Here is a 16029-nt window from a genome sequence, read left to right as displayed (position 1 = left end):
TCAGGCGCCCCCCGCCCGGTCTTCGGCGAGCCCCGCAGAACGCGGCCGCAGGCTGGCGAAGACGGTCTGCAGGTAGGGCCGGAACATGTTCTCCAGCGCCCCGGCGAACAGGATGACCAGCCCCTGGATGATGACGATCATGTCGCGCGAGATGTTGGGCATCTCGAAGGCGAGCTCGGCGCCGCCCTGGTAGAGCATGCCGAACAGCACCGCCGCCGGCACGATGCCGGCCGGATGCGAGCGGCCCATCAGCGCCACCGCGATGCCGACGAAGCCGGCGCCGGTGACGAAGTCGAGCTGCAGCCGGTGCTGGTCGCCCATCACCGGGTTGAGCGCCATCATGCCGGCGAGCGCGCCGGACACGGTCATCGCCACGATGATGATGCGCGCCTGGCCGATGCCGGCGTAGCGCGCCGCGCGCGCGCTGTGGCCCTGGGTGCGGATTTCGTAGCCGAGCCTGGTGCGCCAGATCAGCACCCACACGCCGAAGGCGGCGAGCAGCGCCAGCAGGAAGGAGATGTTGAACGGGGCGGAGCGGACCGACAGGCCGAAGGCCTCGATCAGCCAGTTGAGCTTGGGAAGCTGGCCGCCCTCCAGGAAGGTGCGCGTCTGCGGCGCCATCGAGCCCGGCGGCTTGAGCACGTCGACCAGCAGATAGACCATCAGGCTGGCGGCGATGAAGTTGAACATGATCGTGGTGATGACGACGTGCGAGCCGCGCCTGGCCTGCAGATAGGCCGGGATCAGCGCCCACAGCGCGCCGAAGGCGGCCGCGCCGAGGATGGCCAGCGGAAAGTTGATCCACCAGGGAAAGAGCGCGTCGAACGACAGGCAGACCAGCGCCACGCCGAGCCCGCCGACATAGGCCTGGCCCTCGCCGCCGATGTTGAACAGCCGGCAGTGGAAGGCGACCGCCACGGCCAGCCCGGTGAAGATGAAGCTCGTCGCGTAGTAGAGCGTGTAGGCGATGTTCTGGCCGCCGACGAAGGCGCCCTCGACCAGGATGACGGCGGCGCGCAGCGGGTTCTCGCCGACCAGCAGCACGACGAGCCCGGCCACCGCGAAGGCGACCAGCAGGTTGATGATCGGGATCAGCCCGTAATCGGCCCAGCCGGGCAGCCTGGCATAGGGCCCGCTCATTCGGCCGCTTCCCTGGTCTCGACGCCGGCCATCAGCAGGCCGATCTCGCCCTCGCTGGCCTCGCGCGGCGGCTCGCCGACGACGCGGCCGTCGAACATCACCAGGATGCGGTCGGCCAGCGCGCGGATCTCGTCGAGCTCGACTGAGACCAGCAGCACCGCCTTGCCCTGGTCGCGCATGTCGATCAGCCGCTTGTGGATGAACTCGATGGCGCCGACGTCGACGCCGCGCGTCGGCTGGCCGACGATCAGCACCTTGGGGTCGCGCTCCATCTCGCGCGCCAGCACGATCTTCTGCTGGTTGCCGCCGGAGAAGTTGGCCGTCCGCAGCCGGCAGTCGGCCGGGCGGATGTCGTATTTCTCGATCTTGTCGCGCGCGTCGGAGCGGATGGCGTCGACGTCGAGGAACGGCCCCTTCAGATAGGCCGGGTCGCCGTGATAGCCGAGGATCGAGTTCTCGTTCTCCTCGAAGGGCAGCACCAGGCCCATGGTGTGGCGGTCCTCCGGCACGTGCGCCAGGCCGCGCCGGCGCAGGTCGCCGGGGTCGGCGCCGCCGGTCAGGTCGACCGGCCGGCCGTCGAGCGTGACTTCGCCCGATTCGGCCTTGCGGATGCCGGCGATCGTCTCCAGCAGCTCCGACTGGCCGTTGCCGGCCACGCCGGCGATGCCGACGATCTCGCCGGCGCGCACGTCGAAGGAGACGTCGTCGACCATGGTCACGCCGCGCGAATCCTTCACCGTCAGGTTCCTGACCGACAGCAGGAAGTCGCCCGGCTTCGCCTCGCCCTTCTCCACGCGCAGCAGCACGCGGCGGCCGACCATCAGCTCGGCGAGCTCCTCGACGGTCGTCTCGGCGGTCTTGCGCGTCGCCACCAGGCTGCCCTGGCGCATCACCGAGACGTTGTCGGTGACGGCCATGATCTCGCGCAGCTTGTGGGTGATCAGGACGACCGTCTTCCCCTCGTCCTTGAGCTGCCGCAGGATGCGGAACAGGTGGTCGGCCTCGGCCGGGGTGAGCACGCCGGTCGGCTCGTCGAGGATCAGGATGTCGGCGCCGCGAAACAGCGCCTTGAGGATCTCGACGCGCTGCTGCAGGCCGACCGGCAGCTCCTCGATGATGGCGTCGGGGTCGACCTCCAGGCCGTAGTCGCGCTCCAGCCGTTCCAGCTCGGAGCGTGCCTTGGCGACGCTGGTCTTCAACAGCGGCTCGCCCTCGGCGCCGAGGATGACGTTTTCCAGGACCGTGAAGTTGTGCACCAGCATGAAGTGCTGGTGCACCATGCCGATGCCGCAGGCGATGGCGTCGCTCGGCGCGTTGATGACCGTGCGCCTGCCGCCGACGTGGATCTCGCCGCTGTCGGCCTGGTAGAAGCCGTAGAGGATCGACATCAGCGTCGACTTGCCGGCGCCGTTCTCGCCGATGATGCCGTGGATCGTGCCGGCCGGCACCGTCAGGTCAATGTCCTTGTTGGCATGGACGGCGCCGAAGCTCTTGTTGATGCCGACTAGCTCGATCGCCGCTTCAGCCATGCGCCGGCCCGCCTTCCCCTGCAATTTTTTATCAATTGGTCAAGGCCTAGCACGGGTGCGCGGCCTTGCCAATCGACCGGCTTCGCCGCGCCGCCCGGCGGGCGCTGCGGCGGCCGGCCGCTCCCGGCCGTCACTCTCGACAAATCCGCCGCCGCTTGTCAATTTCCCTGCCGCCATGTCGCACGCGCCGCTCGCCCCCTTCGCCTTCAGCACGACGCCGGCCATCGTCTTCGCGCCGGGCGCGGCCGCGCGGCTTGCCGCGGTGGCGAAGGGGCGGCTGGCCGCGCGCGTGCTTCTCGTCACCGACCCGGGCATCGTGGCGCTCGGCCTCGCCGGCCCGGCGCTCGCAGCGCTCGCCGACGCCGGCATCGCCGTCACCGTGTTCGACCGGGTCGAGGCCGACCCGTCGGAGGCGACGCTGGTCGCGGCGGTCGAGGCCGCGCGGCGGGCCGGGGCGGGCGCGGTGATCGGTTTCGGCGGCGGCTCCTCGCTCGACGTGGCCAAGCTCGCCGCCCTGCTCGCCGGCTCCGGCGAGCCGCTCGAGGGAGCCTGGGGCGTGGGCAATGCCGTCGGCCCGCGCCTGCCGCTGGTGCTCGTGCCGACGACGGCGGGAACCGGCTCGGAGGTCACGCCGGTCGCCATCATCACCGTCGGCGACGGGGAGAAGCGCGGCGTCTCCTCGCCGCTCCTCCTGCCCGACCTCGCCGTGCTCGACGCCGAGCTGACCCTCGGCCTGCCGCCGGCGACCACCGCGGCGACCGGCGTCGACGCCATGGTGCACGCCATCGAGGCCTACGCCTCGAGGTCGCCCAACAACAACCCGCTCTCGCGCATGCTGGCGCGCGAGGCGCTGCGCCTGCTCGGCGCCCATGTCGAGACGGCGGTGACGGACGGCGGCGATCTCGCCGCGCGCGGCGCCATGCTGCTCGGCGCGATGCTCGCCGGCCAGGCCTTCGCCAACGCCCCGGTCGCCGCCGTGCATGCGCTCGCCTATCCCGTCGGCGGCACCTTCCACGTGCCGCACGGCCTGTCCAACGCGCTGGTCCTGCCGCACGTGCTGCGCTTCAACGCGCCCGACGCCGCGCATCTCTACGCCGAGATCGCCTGCGACGCGTTTCCCGCGCTCGACCGCGGCGCCGGCGGCCAGGCGCTGTGCGCGGCCTTCATCGAGGCGCTTGCGGACCTGTCGAAGCGGCTCGGCATGCCGACCCGGCTGCGCGAGGTCGGCATCGGCGAGGCGGACCTGCCGAAGATGGCGGCCGACGCGATGAAGCAGACGCGGCTTCTGGTCAACAACCCGCGCCCGGTCACGCAGGCCGACGCGCTGGCGATCTACCGGGCGGCGTGGTAGGGGCGCCGATGCGGGCAGGGCCGCGCCACCGCGTTGCCCCGTCGTTTCGCCGCGGCGCCGGACGGCCGGCCCCGGCGCCCGCCGATGAGACGCCATGACCGACCGCCCCGCCCCCGCGCCGCGCGCCGCCTATCGCGCCTTCCGCACGATCTCCACGCGCTGGATGGACAACGACGTCTACGGCCACATGAACAACGTGGTGCACTATGCGCTGTTCGACACCGCGGTGAACGGCTGGCTGATCGAGCGGGGCGTGCTCGACATCGCCGGCGGCGACCAGATCGGCCTCGTGGTGGAGACCGGCTGCCGCTATTTCTCCGAGATCGCCTTTCCCGACACGGTGACGGCCGGTCTGCGGGTCGCCCGGCTCGGCACCTCGTCGGTGCGCTACGAGGTCGGCCTGTTCCGCAACGACGCGGCCGAGGCGGCGGCGGAGGGCTTTTTCGTGCACGTCTATGTCGACCGGGCGACGCGGCGGCCGAAGCCGCTCGGCGCCGCCCTGCGCGCGGCGCTGGAGGGAATCGCGGCATGAGCGAGGAGCGTTTGGACCGGCTCGAGATGCTGGCCGCCGAGCAGGAGCGCACCATCGAGACGCTGTCGGGCGAGCTCGCCAAGCAGTGGGAGACGGTGGAGCGGCTGGAGCGCCGGCTCGAGGCGCTCGCCCGCCGCCTCGTCGAGCTCGAGGAGCGCACCGGCGCGGACGTGCCGGTCACCCGCCCGCCGCACTGGTAAGCCTCACCGGCGCCTGGTCAGCGGGGCGGCGGCGATGAGGCCGGCGAGCGCGACGACGACCAGGAAGGCGGCGAAGACGGTCCAGCCGTAGCTCTCGATGACGAAGCCGGAGAGCGGCGGGCCGGCGATGGTCGCCACGCCGCCGGCCTGCGCCACCAGGCCGATGACGACGGCCGCCGAGCCGGCCGCCGGCACGATGAAGGGGATGGCGGCGAACAGCGCCGAGGAGGCGATGCCGCTGGCGAAGGCGAACAGCACCGCGCCGCCGGTCACCTCCAGCGCGGTGCCGCCGGCATAGAGCGGCCAGGCCGCCGCCGCCATGGCGACGAAGCCGGCGACCGTCAGCAGGCCGGCGAGCCTCAGCCCGCGGCCGCGCATCGCCGCGCCGGTCATCAGGTTGCCGACCGGCACGACCAGCGCCACGACGCCCGGCGTCAGCAGCAGCCGGTCCGCGGCGACCGGCGCATAGGCCGGCAGGAAGGCGAGGAAGCCCATCGACAGGACGACGAACAGGCCGAAGGCGAGCGCCACGGCGACGACCGGGCCGCTGGCGCTGGCCGCCACGCCGGCGAGACCGGCGCCGGCCTGGCCGGCCATCGCCCGGCCGGTGCCGTCGAGGCCGCGCAGCAGCAGGCCGGCCGCCAGCGCGGCGAGCGCGAAGCCGGCGCTCAGCACGGCGAGATAGACCGGCGGCCCGGCGACCGGCAGAACGGCGAGCGCCACGAAATCGGCGATGGCGAAGCCGATCGGCACGAAGCCGCCCCACAGTGCCAGCGCGGCCGGCCGCCAGGCCGGCGGCGCCACGGCGTTGAGCATGGCGGGAATGGTGACGACGAGGACGAGATAGCCGCCGCCCTCGGCGAGGCGCGCGGCCATCAGCCAGGCCGGCGCGGCGAACAGCGCCACGCCCAGCCCGCCGACGACCAGCATCGCCGTCGCCGCCCAGAAGCTCGCCAGGGCGCCGAAGCGGTCGACCGCCAGACCGACCGGCAGCGCCACCAGCGCGACGAACAGGCCGATCGCCGCCGTCAGCCAGCCGATCAGCGTCAGCGACAGCCCGCGCGCCTCGCCGAGCCAGTGGGTCAGCGGCGCGATCTTGCCGAGCTGCGCGCCGGCCAGGAAGCCGGCGAGGAGCAGCAGAAGCAGGGCGCCGGCGCGCCGGGTCGAGGGGCTCATGGGCGGGATCGCAAGCAGACGGCGAGAACGGTCTTCGTCTAGCGCGATTCGTGCAGCCGCGCCAAAGCCGCGGCCGCGCGTCGCCGGCCGCCGGCGGGCAGCGCGGCCGGCACGCAAAAAGGCCCGGCGGAGAGGTTCCGCCGGGCCTTCGCGTGTCTGCCGGCCGGGCCGCCGGGCGGCCCGTCGGGCGCGTCTAGTCGTTCTCGCGCTTCTTGAGCGCGGCACCCAGGATGTCGCCGAGCGAGGCGCCGGAATCGGTCGAGCCGAACTGGGCCACCGCCTCCTTCTCCTCGGCGATCTCCAGCGCCTTGATCGACACGGTGAGCCGGCGCGTCTTCTTGTCGAAGGAGATCACGCGGGCGTCGACGCGCTGGCCGGTGGCGAAGCGCTCCGGCCGCTGCTCGTCGCGGTCGCGCGACAGGTCCGAGCGGCGGATGAAGGTGTCGACGTCGTGGTCGACCAGCCGCACCTCGAGGCCGCCGTCGCGGATGCCGGTCACCTCGCAGGTCACCACCGCGCCCTTGCGCAGCTCGCCCGAGGCCGCCGCCTCGCCGACCGCGTCGCGGCCGAGCTGCTTGATGCCGAGCGAGATGCGCTCCTTGTCGATGTCGACGTCGAGCACTTGCGCCTTGACCACGTCGCCGCGGTTGAACTCCTCGATGACCTGCTCGCCGGGCCGCACCCAGTCGAGGTCCGACAGGTGCACCATGCCGTCGACGTCGCCGTCGAGGCCGATGAACAGGCCGAACTCGGTCTTGTTCTTGACCTCGCCCTCGACCACCGTGCCGGACGGATGGTTGCGGGCGAACGCCTCCCACGGGTTCTCCAGCGTCTGCTTGAGGCCGAGCGAGATGCGCCGCTTCTGCGGGTCGACCTCGAGCACCACGACCTCGACCTCCTGGGTGGTCGACAGGATCTTGCCCGGGTGCACGTTCTTCTTGGTCCACGACATCTCGGAGACGTGGATGAGGCCCTCGATGCCCGGCTCCAGCTCGACGAAGGCGCCGTAGTCGGTGATGTTGGTCACCGTGCCCTTGACCTTCTTGCCGAGCGGGTACTTGCCGCCGATGCCTTCCCACGGGTCGGCCTCGAGCTGCTTCATGCCGAGCGAGATGCGGTGCGTCTCCTGGTTGATGCGGATGATCTGCACCTTGACCGTCTGGCCGATCGACAGGATCTCGGTCGGGTGGTTGACGCGGCGCCACGCCATGTCGGTGACGTGCAGCAGGCCGTCGATGCCGCCGAGGTCGACGAAGGCGCCGTAGTCGGTGATGTTCTTGACGACACCCTCGACCACCTGGCCTTCCTCGAGGTTCTGCACGATCTCCGAGCGCTGCTCGGCGCGGCTCTCCTCGAGCACGGTGCGGCGCGACACGACGATGTTGCCGCGGCGCTTGTCCATCTTGAGGATCTCGAAGGGCTGCGGCGTGTGCATCAGCGGGGTGACGTCGCGGATCGGCCGGATGTCGACCTGGCTGCGCGGCAGGAAGGCGACGGCGCCGTCGAGGTCGACCGTGAAGCCGCCCTTGACCTGGTTGAAGATCACGCCCTCGACGCGCTCGCCATTGTTGAACTTCGCCTCGAGCTTGACCCAGCTCTCCTCGCGCCGTGCCTTGTCGCGCGACAGCATCGCCTCGCCGAGCGCGTTCTCGATGCGCTCGACATAGACCTCGACCTCGTCGCCGACCTTCATCTCGCCGTCCTTGGCCTTGGCGCCGAATTCCTTCAGCGGCACGCGGCCCTCGACCTTCAGGCCGACGTCGATGATCGCCATGTCCTTCTCGATGGCGGTGACGATGCCCTTGACGACGGTGCCTTCGACGGCGTCGCGGTCGGCCAGCGATTCCTCGAGAAGGCTCGCGAACTCGTCGCGCGTGGGGTTAGCTTGTGACATTGAATCTCCTGATGGCCCCGTCTTCGGGGCGGCGCCGGGGGTTGGCGTTGCTTCAGGCCTGGCCGCGCATCTGGCCCTTTCGGGCCCCTGCCGCCTTCACGGGCGGCCGTCCGGCGCTTGGCGATGCGGGCAGACCGGTTCGTCGACGGACCCGAAAGCCAAAGGGCGGTTCGCCCCGGCCTTCCCGTGGGAAGGCGTGGGCGCCGCCCGCCGCGTCTCAGGTCCCGCTTCTGGCCGCCAGCGCCGCGTCGATCAGGCGGCATGCGGCCATAAACGCGGCCTCTATATCCATTTCGCTCGTGTCGAGCAAGTGGGCGTCGGCGGCCGGGCGGAGCGGCGAGTCGGCGCGGCCCATGTCGCGCGCGTCGCGCCGGCGGATGTCGGCCAGCACCGCCTCGTAGTCCGCCGCGCCGCCGCCGTCGGTGATCTCGCGGAAGCGGCGCACCGCGCGCACCTCCGCGCTCGCCGTCACGTAGAGCTTCACCGCCGCTTCCGGACACACCACGGTGCCGATGTCGCGGCCGTCGAGCACGGCGCCGGGCGGCGCTGCGGCGAACGCGCGCTGCTTGTCGACCAGCGCCCGGCGCACGCCCGGCATCACCGCCACCTTCGAGGCGGCCTCGCCGATGTGGTGCTGCGCGAGCCGCGCGCGGTCGAGCGCGCCGAGATCGAGCGTCCGCGCCGCCGCCTCGGCCGTCGCCTCGTCGTCGAGCGGCAGGTCCTCCTCGAGAAGCCGCGCGGCCACCGCGCGGTAGGTCAGCCCGGTGTCGAGGTGCCGCAGCCCGTAGTGCCGGGCGAGGCGGCGCGCCAGCGTGCCCTTGCCGGAGGCGGCCGGCCCGTCGATGGCGATGGCGAGCACGGGTTCCGGCGCGTCCTGCGGCGCCGCGACATCGCTCATGCCGGCACGCCGTCGGGCGCGGCGATGGTGGCGCCGAGCCGCGCCATCAGCGGCTCGAAATCGGGAAAGCTGGTGGCGATCATCGTGCGGTCGTCGACCGTCACCGGGCGCTCGCTGGCGAGCCCCATCACCAGGAAGGCCATGGCGATGCGGTGGTCGAGATGCGTCTCGACCGTGCCGCCGCCGAGCCCGGCGCCGCCCGGCCGGCCGCGCACCGTGAGCCAGTCCGCGCCGCTGCGGCAGTCGACCCCGTTGGCCGCAAGGCCGGCGGCCACCGCCGAAAGCCGGTCGGATTCCTTGACGCGCAGCTCGCCGAGCCCGGCCATGCGCGTCTCGCCCTCGGCGAAGGCGGCGGCCACGGCCAGCACCGGATACTCGTCGATCATCGCCGGCGCCCGCTCGGCCGGCACGGCGACGCCGCGCAGCTCCGAGCCGCGCACGGTCAGGTCGGCGACCGTCTCGCCACCCTCCTCGCGCCGGTTGTCGACGGCGATGTCGCCGCCCATCTCGACGAGCGTCTCGATCAGCCCGGCGCGCGTCTCGTTCATCAGCACGTTCTCGATCGTCACCCGCGAGCCGGGCACCAGCAGCGCGGCGACCAGCGGGAAGGCGGCCGACGAGGGGTCGCCCGGCACCGTCAGCGTCCGGCCGGCGAGCCGTCCCTGGCCCTCGAGCGCGATGTGGCGCGCGCCGTCGGCGCCGCGCGTCACCTCGAGCTGGGCGCCGAAGCCGGTCAGCATGCGCTCGGTGTGGTCGCGCGTCATCACCGGCTCGATCACCGTCGTCACGCCCGGCGCGTTGAGCCCGGCGAGCAGCACGGCGGACTTCACCTGGGCCGACGCCATCGGCACGCGGTAGCTGATCGGCGCGGTGTGCTTGGGGCCTTCGAGCGTGATCGGCATGCGGTCGCCGGGCGCGGCCTCGACCACCTGCACGCCCATCGCGCGCAGCGGGTCGAGCACGCGGCCCATCGGCCGGCGCGACAGCGAGGCGTCGCCGACGAAGGTGGTGCGCATGGCGTAGGCGCCGGCCAGCCCCATGACGAGCCGCGAGCCGGTGCCGGCATTGCCGAAGTCGAGCGGCCCCTCCGGCGCGAGCAGGCAGCCGTTGCCGGTGCCCGTCACCTGCCAGGTGCCGTCGGGCCGGCGCGCCAGCGCCGCGCCCATGGCGCGCATGGCGGCGGCCGTGCGCAGCACGTCCTCGCCCTCCAGAAGGCCGGCGATGCGGGTCTCGCCGGAGGCCAGGCCGCCGAAGATCAGCGCCCGGTGCGAGATCGACTTGTCGCCCGGCACGCGCACGGTGCCCGAAAGCGGCGCGGACTTGCTGGCGGTGGCGGGGCGCGGTGCAAAAGGCTCGGTCATGGCGGGATTCCCCGGCCCGGCGCCCGGTGCGCCCGGCCTGTCGCGCGGTCTCCTATCATGCCTGCCCGGGGCGGTCATCCCCCGTGCCGGGCGGGCTGTGCGGCACCGCCGTGCCGGCCGTGCCGCATCGGCCTTTCATAGCCTTTGACACGGCCGGCGCTTGTGGTTATGGGGGCCGTCGAATTTCAGGACAACAAGCCGCTTCCGGTCCCGGCGCCTGGCGCGACCGGAGCGAGCGGCGCGGGCAGCAAGCAGGATGAGGCGGCAAGGTGGCTAAACCGGAGCTCGGTACCAAACGCATCTGCCCGGAGACGGGCCGCAAGTTCTACGATCTCAACAAGGATCCGATCGTCTCGCCCTATACGGGCCAGACCTATCCGCGCAGCTACTTCGAGTCGGGCGCCGACAGCGGCCGCGACGAGGAGGAGGAGATCGAGGATCAGGAGGTCGACGCGGAAGAGGGCGCCGAGGTCGTCTCGCTCGAGGAGGCCGACGAGGAGACCAAGGAAGGCTCCAAGTCGACCGACGTCGACGACGAGGACGACGTCGAGATCGACGACGACAGCGACGACGACACCTTTCTCGCCGACGACGAGGAGGAGGACGACGACGACGTCAAGGGCATCATCGGCGTCGGCGAGGACGACGAGGAATAGCGCCCGCCCGCAGCGGCTGCCGGCCGGCCGTCGCGCGGCCCTTGCGCGACGCCCGCAAAAGCCCCAGATCGGGGCTTGATATTCCCCGGCGGCGGGTTTAGAAGCCGCCAGCACGTTCGGCGCGGACCCAGCCCGCGCCCTTTGCAAGCGCCGTCAGGCGCCGGCTCCGAAAGGGGTCCGTGTGGGGCCATAGCTCAGTTGGGAGAGCGCTTGAATGGCATTCAAGAGGTCAGGGGTTCGACTCCCCTTGGCTCCACCAGTTCCCTTCCCCTCCGACTGGCCGTGAACGGGCCGCCCGGCGGCTCCGGCAAGGGGCCGCGACCACGGGCCGCGCGCGACCGGGCGCCGCTTTGACCCGCCCGGCGGGCAGACCTATCTTGCCGCTCAGAAAGGCAAGGCTGACCCATGGACCCGCTGCTTCTGTCGCGCATTCAGTTCGCCGCCAACATCTCCTTCCACATCCTGTTTCCGACGATCACCATCGCGCTCGGCTGGGTGCTGCTCTATTTCAAGCTGCGCTACGCGCGCAGCGGCGACTACGCCTGGATGCGGCTCTACTTCACCTGGGTGAAGGTGTTCGCGCTGACCTTCGCGCTCGGCGTCGTGTCGGGCATCACCATGAGCTTCCAGTTCGGCACCAACTGGCCGGGCTTCATGGAGAGCGTCGGCAACATCGCCGGCCCGCTGCTCGCCTACGAGGTGCTCACCGCCTTCTTCCTCGAGGCGGTCTTCCTCGGCATCATGCTGTTCGGCTTCCGCAAGGTGTCGAGCCGGGTGCACACGCTCGCCACCCTGCTGGTCGCGGCGGGCACCACGCTGTCGGCGGTGTGGATCCTGTCGCTCAACTCCTGGATGCACACGCCGGCCGGCTTCGAGATGCGCGACGGCGTCGCCTATCCGACCGACTGGCTGGCGATCGTCTTCAACCCGTCCTTCCCCTACCGGCTCACCCACATGCTGCTCGCCTCCGGCCTCACCGTGGCGTTCCTTGTCGCCGGCCTGTCGGCGCTGCGCTACCTGGCCGGCGACCGGTCGGAGGCGATGTGGAAGGCGCTGCGCACCGGCACCGCGCTCGGCGCGCTGCTGATCCCGGTGCAGATCGTCGTCGGCGACCTGCACGGCCTCAACACGCTCGAGCACCAGCCGGCCAAGGTCGCCGCCATGGAGGCCAACTGGCAGACGCGCTCGCACGTGCCGCTGGTGCTGTTCGCCTGGCCCGACGAGGAGGCGCGCGAGAACCGCTTCGAGCTGTCGATCCCGAACGGCGCCTCCATCATCCTGCGCCACAGCCCGTCGGGCGTCGTGCCGGGGCTCGACGACTTCGAGGGCGAGCACCCGCCGGTGGCGCCGGTCTTCTTCGCCTTCCGCGTCATGGTCGGCATCGGCCTCCTGATGCTGCTCGTCTCCTGGGCGGGCGTCTACTACCTGTTCCGCCGGCAGCGCCTGCCGCGGCCGCTGGCGCTCGTCATGGTGCCGATGGCGCTGTCGGGCTGGGTGGCGGTGCTGGCCGGCTGGTACACCACCGAGATCGGCCGCCAGCCCTGGCTGGTGCAGGACGTGCTGGCGACCGCCGATGCGGTCGGCCCCGTCGCCGGCGGTTCGGTCGCCTTCACGCTGGCCGGCTACCTGACGCTTTATGTCGTGCTCACGCTCGTCTATCTCGGCGTGCTCGTGCACCTGTCGCTCAAGGCCGCGCGCGAGGGCGACCGCTCGCCCGATCCGGCGGTTTCCGAGCGGCCGCTCGACCAGCCGGTGGCGAGCGGATGAGCGGGCGGCCGGACGGCAAGGCGGAGGCACACCGATGATCGACTGGAGCTACATGATGCCGCTGGTGTTCGCCGCGCTGATGGGCGTGTCGATCCTGGTCTACGTCATCCTCGACGGCTTCGATCTGGGCATCGGCATCCTGTTCGCCGCCGCCCGGCCGGACGAGAAGGACACCATGATCGCGGCCATCGGCCCGTTCTGGGACGCCAACGAGACCTGGCTGGTGCTCGCCGTCGGCCTCCTGCTCGTCGCCTTCCCGATCGCCCACGGCATCATCCTGACGGCGCTCTACCTGCCGGTCTTCGCGCTGCTCGTCGGCCTCATCCTGCGCGGCGTCGCCTTCGACTTCCGCGCCAAGGTGCCGACCCACCGCAAGCGGCGCTGGGACTTCCTGTTCTGCGTCGGCTCGCTGACGGCGGCGCTGTCGCAGGGCTACATGCTCGGCGTCTACGTGCTCGGCCTCAACCAGGGCTGGGCGGCGGTCGCCTTCGCGCTGCTCGTCGCGGTGTGCCTGGCCGCCGCCTACGCCGCCATGGGCGCGGCCTGGCTGATCTACAAGACGGAGGACGGGCTGCAGGCCAAGGCGGTGGTGTGGCTGCGCCAGGCGCTGGTCTTCACCGCCGCCGGCATGGCCGCCGTCTCGCTGGCCACGCCCTTCGCCTCGCCGCGCATCTTCGACAAGTGGTTCACCTGGCCGGAGGTGGCGCTGCTGGCGCCGCTGCCGATCGCCGCGGCCGCGCTGTTCGGCTGGCTGTTCTTCCTCACCTTCCGGCTGCCCGACCGCGGCGACCGCCACGCGCTCAAGCCGTTCCTCTATCTGGCGCTGGTCTTCACCCTCGGCTTCGCCGGGCTCGCCTATTCCTTCTACCCCTATGTGGTGCCGGAGCAGATCACCATCTGGCAGGCGGCGGCGGCCACCGAGAGCCTCGCCGTCATCCTGGTCGGCACCGCCTTCGTGCTGCCGGTCATCGCCGGCTACACGCTCTACGCCTACCGCGTGTTCGGCGGCAAGGCGACCGACCTGAGATACGACTGAGGCCGCGGCCGGCGGCGGCCGGCCGTGCGCGCCTTTTCCCGCTTTGCCTTTCGCCGCCCGGCTGATAAAGCGCCGCCCATGACCGACACCCCGCTTTCCCAGATCCGCAACTTCTCGATCATCGCCCACATCGACCACGGCAAGTCGACGCTGGCCGACCGGCTGATCCAGATGACCGGCTCGCTCGAAGAGCGCGAGATGAAGGAGCAGGTGCTCGACGCGATGGACATCGAGCGCGAGCGCGGCATCACCATCAAGGCCAACACCGTGCGCCTGGAATACGACGCGCGCGACGGCAAGCACTACGTGCTCAACCTGATCGACACGCCCGGCCATGTCGACTTCGCCTACGAGGTGTCGCGCTCGCTGGCCGCCTGCGAGGGCTCGCTGCTCGTCGTCGATGCCAGCCAGGGCGTCGAGGCGCAGACGCTCGCCAACGTCTACCAGGCGATCGACAAGGACCACGAGATCGTCGTCGTGCTCAACAAGGTCGACCTGCCGGCGGCCGAGCCCGAGCGCGTGCGCGAGCAGGTCGAGGAGGTGATCGGCCTCGACGCCTCCGACGCGCTGATGATCTCGGCCAAGTCGGGCCTCGGCGTCGATGACGTGCTGGAGGCGATCGTCACCCGCCTGCCGCCGCCGCACGAGGGCGACGCGCAGGCGCCGCTCAAGGCGATGCTGGTCGATTCCTGGTACGACGCCTATCTCGGCGTCATCGTTTTGGTGCGCGTCGTCGACGGCGTGCTGCGTAAGGGCCAGACGGTGCGCATGATGGGCACCGGCGCCCGCTACCAGGTCGACCGGGTCGGCGTCATCACGCCGAAGATGGTGATGGTCGAGGGGCTCGGCCCCGGCGAGCTCGGCTTCATCACCGCCTCGATCAAGGAGGTCGCCGACACCCGCGTCGGCGACACCATCACCGAGGAGAAGCGGCCGACGGCGGCGCCGCTGCCCGGCTTCAAGCCGGCCCAGCCGGTGGTCTTCTGCGGCCTGTTCCCGGTCGACGCGGCCGATTTCGACGACCTGCGCGCGGCGATGGGCAAGCTCCGGCTGAACGACGCCTCGTTCTCGTTCGAGATGGAGACCTCGGCCGCGCTCGGCTTCGGCTTCCGCTGCGGCTTCCTCGGCCTGCTGCACCTGGAGATCGTGCAGGAGCGGCTGGCGCGCGAGTTCGACCTCGACCTGATCGCCACGGCGCCCTCGGTCGTCTACCGCATCACGCTGACCGACGGCAGCGAGGTCGAGCTGCACAACCCCGCCGACATGCCCGACCCGGTCAAGGTCGCCGCCATCGCCGAGCCGTGGATCCGCGCCACCATCCTGACGCCGGACGAGCATCTCGGCGCCATCCTCAAGCTGTGCCAGGAGCGCCGCGGCATCCAGGCCGACCTGTCCTATGCCGGCAGCCGGGCGATGCTGGTCTACGACCTGCCGCTCAACGAGGTGGTGTTCGACTTCTACGACCGCCTGAAGTCGATCAGCAGGGGCTACGCCTCCTTCGACTACCAGATCACCGAGTACCGCGAGGGCGACCTCGTCAAGATGCAGATCCTGGTCAACGCCGAGCCGGTCGACGCCCTGTCGATGCTGGTGCACCGCTCGCAGGCCGAGCGCCGCGGCCGCGCCATGTGCGAGAAGCTCAAGGAGCTGATCCCGCAGCACATGTTCCAGATCCCCGTGCAGGCGGCGATCGGCGGTCGCATCATCGCGCGCGAGACGATCCGCGCGCTGCGCAAGGACGTCACCGCCAAGTGCTACGGCGGCGACGTGACGCGCAAGCGCAAGCTGCTCGAGAAGCAGAAGGAAGGCAAGAAGCGCATGCGCCAGTTCGGCAAGGTGGAGATCCCGCAGGAGGCCTTCATCCAGGCGCTCAAGATGGGCGACTGAGCCCGTCTCGCCGCGGGCGCGGGCTCGGCCGCCGCGGCGCGGCCCGAACGATGGCTGGCCGCAGCGAAGCGGGAGATTGTCATGCGCGCCCTCATCCAGCGTGTCAGCGAGGCCGCCGTCACCGTCGACGGCGAGACGGTGGGCGCGGTCGGCCCCGGCCTCCTCGTCCTGGTCTGCGCCATGCAGGGCGACGGCGAGGGCGAGGCCGGCCGTCTTGCGCGCAAGGTCGCCAACCTGCGCATCTTCGCCGACGCGGCCGGCCGCATGAACCGGTCGCTGCGCGATGCCGGCGGCGAGGCCCTGGTCGTCAGCCAGTTCACGCTCGCCGCCGAGACCAGGGGCAACCGGCCGGGCTTTTCCGCCGCCGCCGCCCCGCAGGACGGGCAGCGCCTCTACGCGCACTTCGCCGAGGCGCTGCGCGCGCACGGGGTGCCGGTCGCCACCGGCCGCTTCGGCGCCGCGATGCGGGTGGCGCTCGTCAACGACGGCCCGGTGACGATCTGGCTCGACACCGCCCAGCGCTGAGCCGCGGCGGCGCGGGAACGGGCGGCGGTCTCGGCGGTTGACCCGGTATCCGGCCGGTGTGTCGGAACCGCAAGCCG

General features: G+C 71.5%; 14 protein-coding genes and 1 tRNA gene. 9 read left to right on the top strand and 6 right to left on the bottom strand.

The genetic code is table 11. The features are described 5' to 3' along the window. Complete coding sequence (locus N1F89_RS08185; RefSeq protein WP_290083230.1) at nucleotides 1-1140, bottom strand: ABC transporter permease; 1140 nt, start codon at nucleotides 1138-1140, stop codon at nucleotides 1-3. Then, entirely contained in the window at nucleotides 1137-2669 is a 1533-nt protein-coding gene (locus N1F89_RS08180; protein ID WP_290083229.1) for an ABC transporter ATP-binding protein, read from the bottom strand. The genes N1F89_RS08185 and N1F89_RS08180 overlap by 4 nt, the downstream gene beginning before the upstream one ends. A gap of 175 nt (nucleotides 2670-2844) precedes the next feature. Between N1F89_RS08180 and N1F89_RS08175 the strand changes: the two genes are divergently transcribed. The 3 genes from N1F89_RS08175 (at nucleotide 2845) to N1F89_RS08165 (ending at nucleotide 4752) form a co-directional block, all read left to right on the top strand. After that, nucleotides 2845-4020: an iron-containing alcohol dehydrogenase gene (locus N1F89_RS08175; protein ID WP_290083227.1), complete on the top strand. Its 1176-nt coding sequence runs from the start codon at nucleotides 2845-2847 to the stop codon at nucleotides 4018-4020. Between the two features lie 94 nt (nucleotides 4021-4114). Continuing rightward, a complete protein-coding gene (locus N1F89_RS08170; protein WP_290083225.1) occupies nucleotides 4115-4552 on the top strand; it encodes a thioesterase family protein in 438 nt (145 codons plus the stop codon). Continuing rightward, the gene (locus tag N1F89_RS08165; protein ID WP_290083223.1) at nucleotides 4549-4752 is read left to right on the top strand and encodes a SlyX family protein; all 204 of its coding nucleotides are present in this window, start codon (nucleotides 4549-4551) and stop codon (nucleotides 4750-4752) included. The genes N1F89_RS08170 and N1F89_RS08165 overlap by 4 nt, the downstream gene beginning before the upstream one ends. 3 nt (nucleotides 4753-4755) lie before the next feature. On the opposite strand, the gene N1F89_RS08160 is transcribed toward N1F89_RS08165, so the two are convergent. The 4 genes from N1F89_RS08160 to aroA all read right to left on the bottom strand — a co-directional run bounded on the left by N1F89_RS08160 (nucleotide 4756) and on the right by aroA (nucleotide 10081). Further along, nucleotides 4756-5928 carry an MFS transporter gene (locus N1F89_RS08160; RefSeq protein ID WP_290083221.1) on the bottom strand — a complete coding sequence of 391 codons (1173 nt, stop codon included), beginning with the start codon at nucleotides 5926-5928 and terminating at the stop codon, nucleotides 4756-4758. Between the two features lie 193 nt (nucleotides 5929-6121). Further along, nucleotides 6122-7822 (bottom strand): 30S ribosomal protein S1, encoded by a 1701-nt coding sequence (gene rpsA, locus N1F89_RS08155; protein WP_290083220.1) that lies wholly within the window; start codon nucleotides 7820-7822, stop codon nucleotides 6122-6124. A gap of 217 nt (nucleotides 7823-8039) precedes the next feature. Next, entirely contained in the window at nucleotides 8040-8720 is a 681-nt protein-coding gene (gene cmk / locus N1F89_RS08150) for a (d)CMP kinase (RefSeq protein ID WP_290083218.1), read from the bottom strand. Next, complete coding sequence (gene aroA / locus N1F89_RS08145) at nucleotides 8717-10081, bottom strand: 3-phosphoshikimate 1-carboxyvinyltransferase (RefSeq protein WP_290083216.1); 1365 nt, start codon at nucleotides 10079-10081, stop codon at nucleotides 8717-8719. The genes cmk and aroA overlap by 4 nt, the downstream gene beginning before the upstream one ends. Nucleotides 10082-10350: 269 nt before the next feature. On the opposite strand from aroA, the gene N1F89_RS08140 reads away from it, so the two are divergent. The 6 genes from N1F89_RS08140 to dtd all read left to right on the top strand — a co-directional run bounded on the left by N1F89_RS08140 (nucleotide 10351) and on the right by dtd (nucleotide 15952). After that, the gene (locus N1F89_RS08140) at nucleotides 10351-10737 is read left to right on the top strand and encodes a TIGR02300 family protein (protein ID WP_290083214.1); all 387 of its coding nucleotides are present in this window, start codon (nucleotides 10351-10353) and stop codon (nucleotides 10735-10737) included. Between the two features lie 183 nt (nucleotides 10738-10920). After that, a tRNA-Ala gene (locus N1F89_RS08135) sits at nucleotides 10921-10996 on the top strand. A gap of 146 nt (nucleotides 10997-11142) precedes the next feature. Next, a complete protein-coding gene (locus N1F89_RS08130; protein WP_290083212.1) occupies nucleotides 11143-12504 on the top strand; it encodes a cytochrome ubiquinol oxidase subunit I in 1362 nt (453 codons plus the stop codon). A gap of 34 nt (nucleotides 12505-12538) precedes the next feature. Then, the gene (locus N1F89_RS08125; RefSeq protein WP_290083210.1) at nucleotides 12539-13540 is read left to right on the top strand and encodes a cytochrome d ubiquinol oxidase subunit II; all 1002 of its coding nucleotides are present in this window, start codon (nucleotides 12539-12541) and stop codon (nucleotides 13538-13540) included. Between the two features lie 78 nt (nucleotides 13541-13618). Next, complete coding sequence (lepA, locus tag N1F89_RS08120; RefSeq protein WP_290083208.1) at nucleotides 13619-15427, top strand: translation elongation factor 4; 1809 nt, start codon at nucleotides 13619-13621, stop codon at nucleotides 15425-15427. 81 nt (nucleotides 15428-15508) lie between these two features. Continuing rightward, entirely contained in the window at nucleotides 15509-15952 is a 444-nt protein-coding gene (dtd, locus tag N1F89_RS08115) for a D-aminoacyl-tRNA deacylase (protein ID WP_290083206.1), read from the top strand. Nucleotides 15953-16029: the final 77 nt, after the last annotated feature.

Source organism: Aquibium sp. A9E412 (assembly GCF_030398335.1).
In the GTDB taxonomy this organism is placed as follows: Bacteria; Pseudomonadota; Alphaproteobacteria; order Rhizobiales; family Rhizobiaceae; genus A9E412.
The sequence above is the reverse complement of the archived record's forward strand: the minus strand, read 5'-3'. Positions and strand labels throughout refer to the sequence as shown.

Excerpts from the sequence above, each read along its gene's own strand:
- N1F89_RS08185 (WP_290083230.1), bottom strand. The coding sequence starts at position 1,140 with ATGAGCGGGCCCTATGCCAGGCTGCCCGGCTGGGCCGATTACGGGCTG.
- N1F89_RS08180 (WP_290083229.1), bottom strand. The coding sequence starts at position 2,669 with ATGGCTGAAGCGGCGATCGAGCTAGTCGGCATCAACAAGAGCTTCGGC.
- N1F89_RS08175 (WP_290083227.1), top strand. The coding sequence starts at position 2,845 with ATGTCGCACGCGCCGCTCGCCCCCTTCGCCTTCAGCACGACGCCGGCC.
- N1F89_RS08170 (WP_290083225.1), top strand. The coding sequence starts at position 4,115 with ATGACCGACCGCCCCGCCCCCGCGCCGCGCGCCGCCTATCGCGCCTTC.
- N1F89_RS08165 (WP_290083223.1), top strand. The coding sequence starts at position 4,549 with ATGAGCGAGGAGCGTTTGGACCGGCTCGAGATGCTGGCCGCCGAGCAG.
- N1F89_RS08160 (WP_290083221.1), bottom strand. The coding sequence starts at position 5,928 with ATGAGCCCCTCGACCCGGCGCGCCGGCGCCCTGCTTCTGCTGCTCCTC.
- rpsA (WP_290083220.1), bottom strand. The coding sequence starts at position 7,822 with ATGTCACAAGCTAACCCCACGCGCGACGAGTTCGCGAGCCTTCTCGAG.
- cmk (WP_290083218.1), bottom strand. The coding sequence starts at position 8,720 with ATGAGCGATGTCGCGGCGCCGCAGGACGCGCCGGAACCCGTGCTCGCC.
- aroA (WP_290083216.1), bottom strand. The coding sequence starts at position 10,081 with ATGACCGAGCCTTTTGCACCGCGCCCCGCCACCGCCAGCAAGTCCGCG.
- N1F89_RS08130 (WP_290083212.1), top strand. The coding sequence starts at position 11,143 with ATGGACCCGCTGCTTCTGTCGCGCATTCAGTTCGCCGCCAACATCTCC.
- N1F89_RS08125 (WP_290083210.1), top strand. The coding sequence starts at position 12,539 with ATGATCGACTGGAGCTACATGATGCCGCTGGTGTTCGCCGCGCTGATG.
- lepA (WP_290083208.1), top strand. The coding sequence starts at position 13,619 with ATGACCGACACCCCGCTTTCCCAGATCCGCAACTTCTCGATCATCGCC.
- dtd (WP_290083206.1), top strand. The coding sequence starts at position 15,509 with ATGCGCGCCCTCATCCAGCGTGTCAGCGAGGCCGCCGTCACCGTCGAC.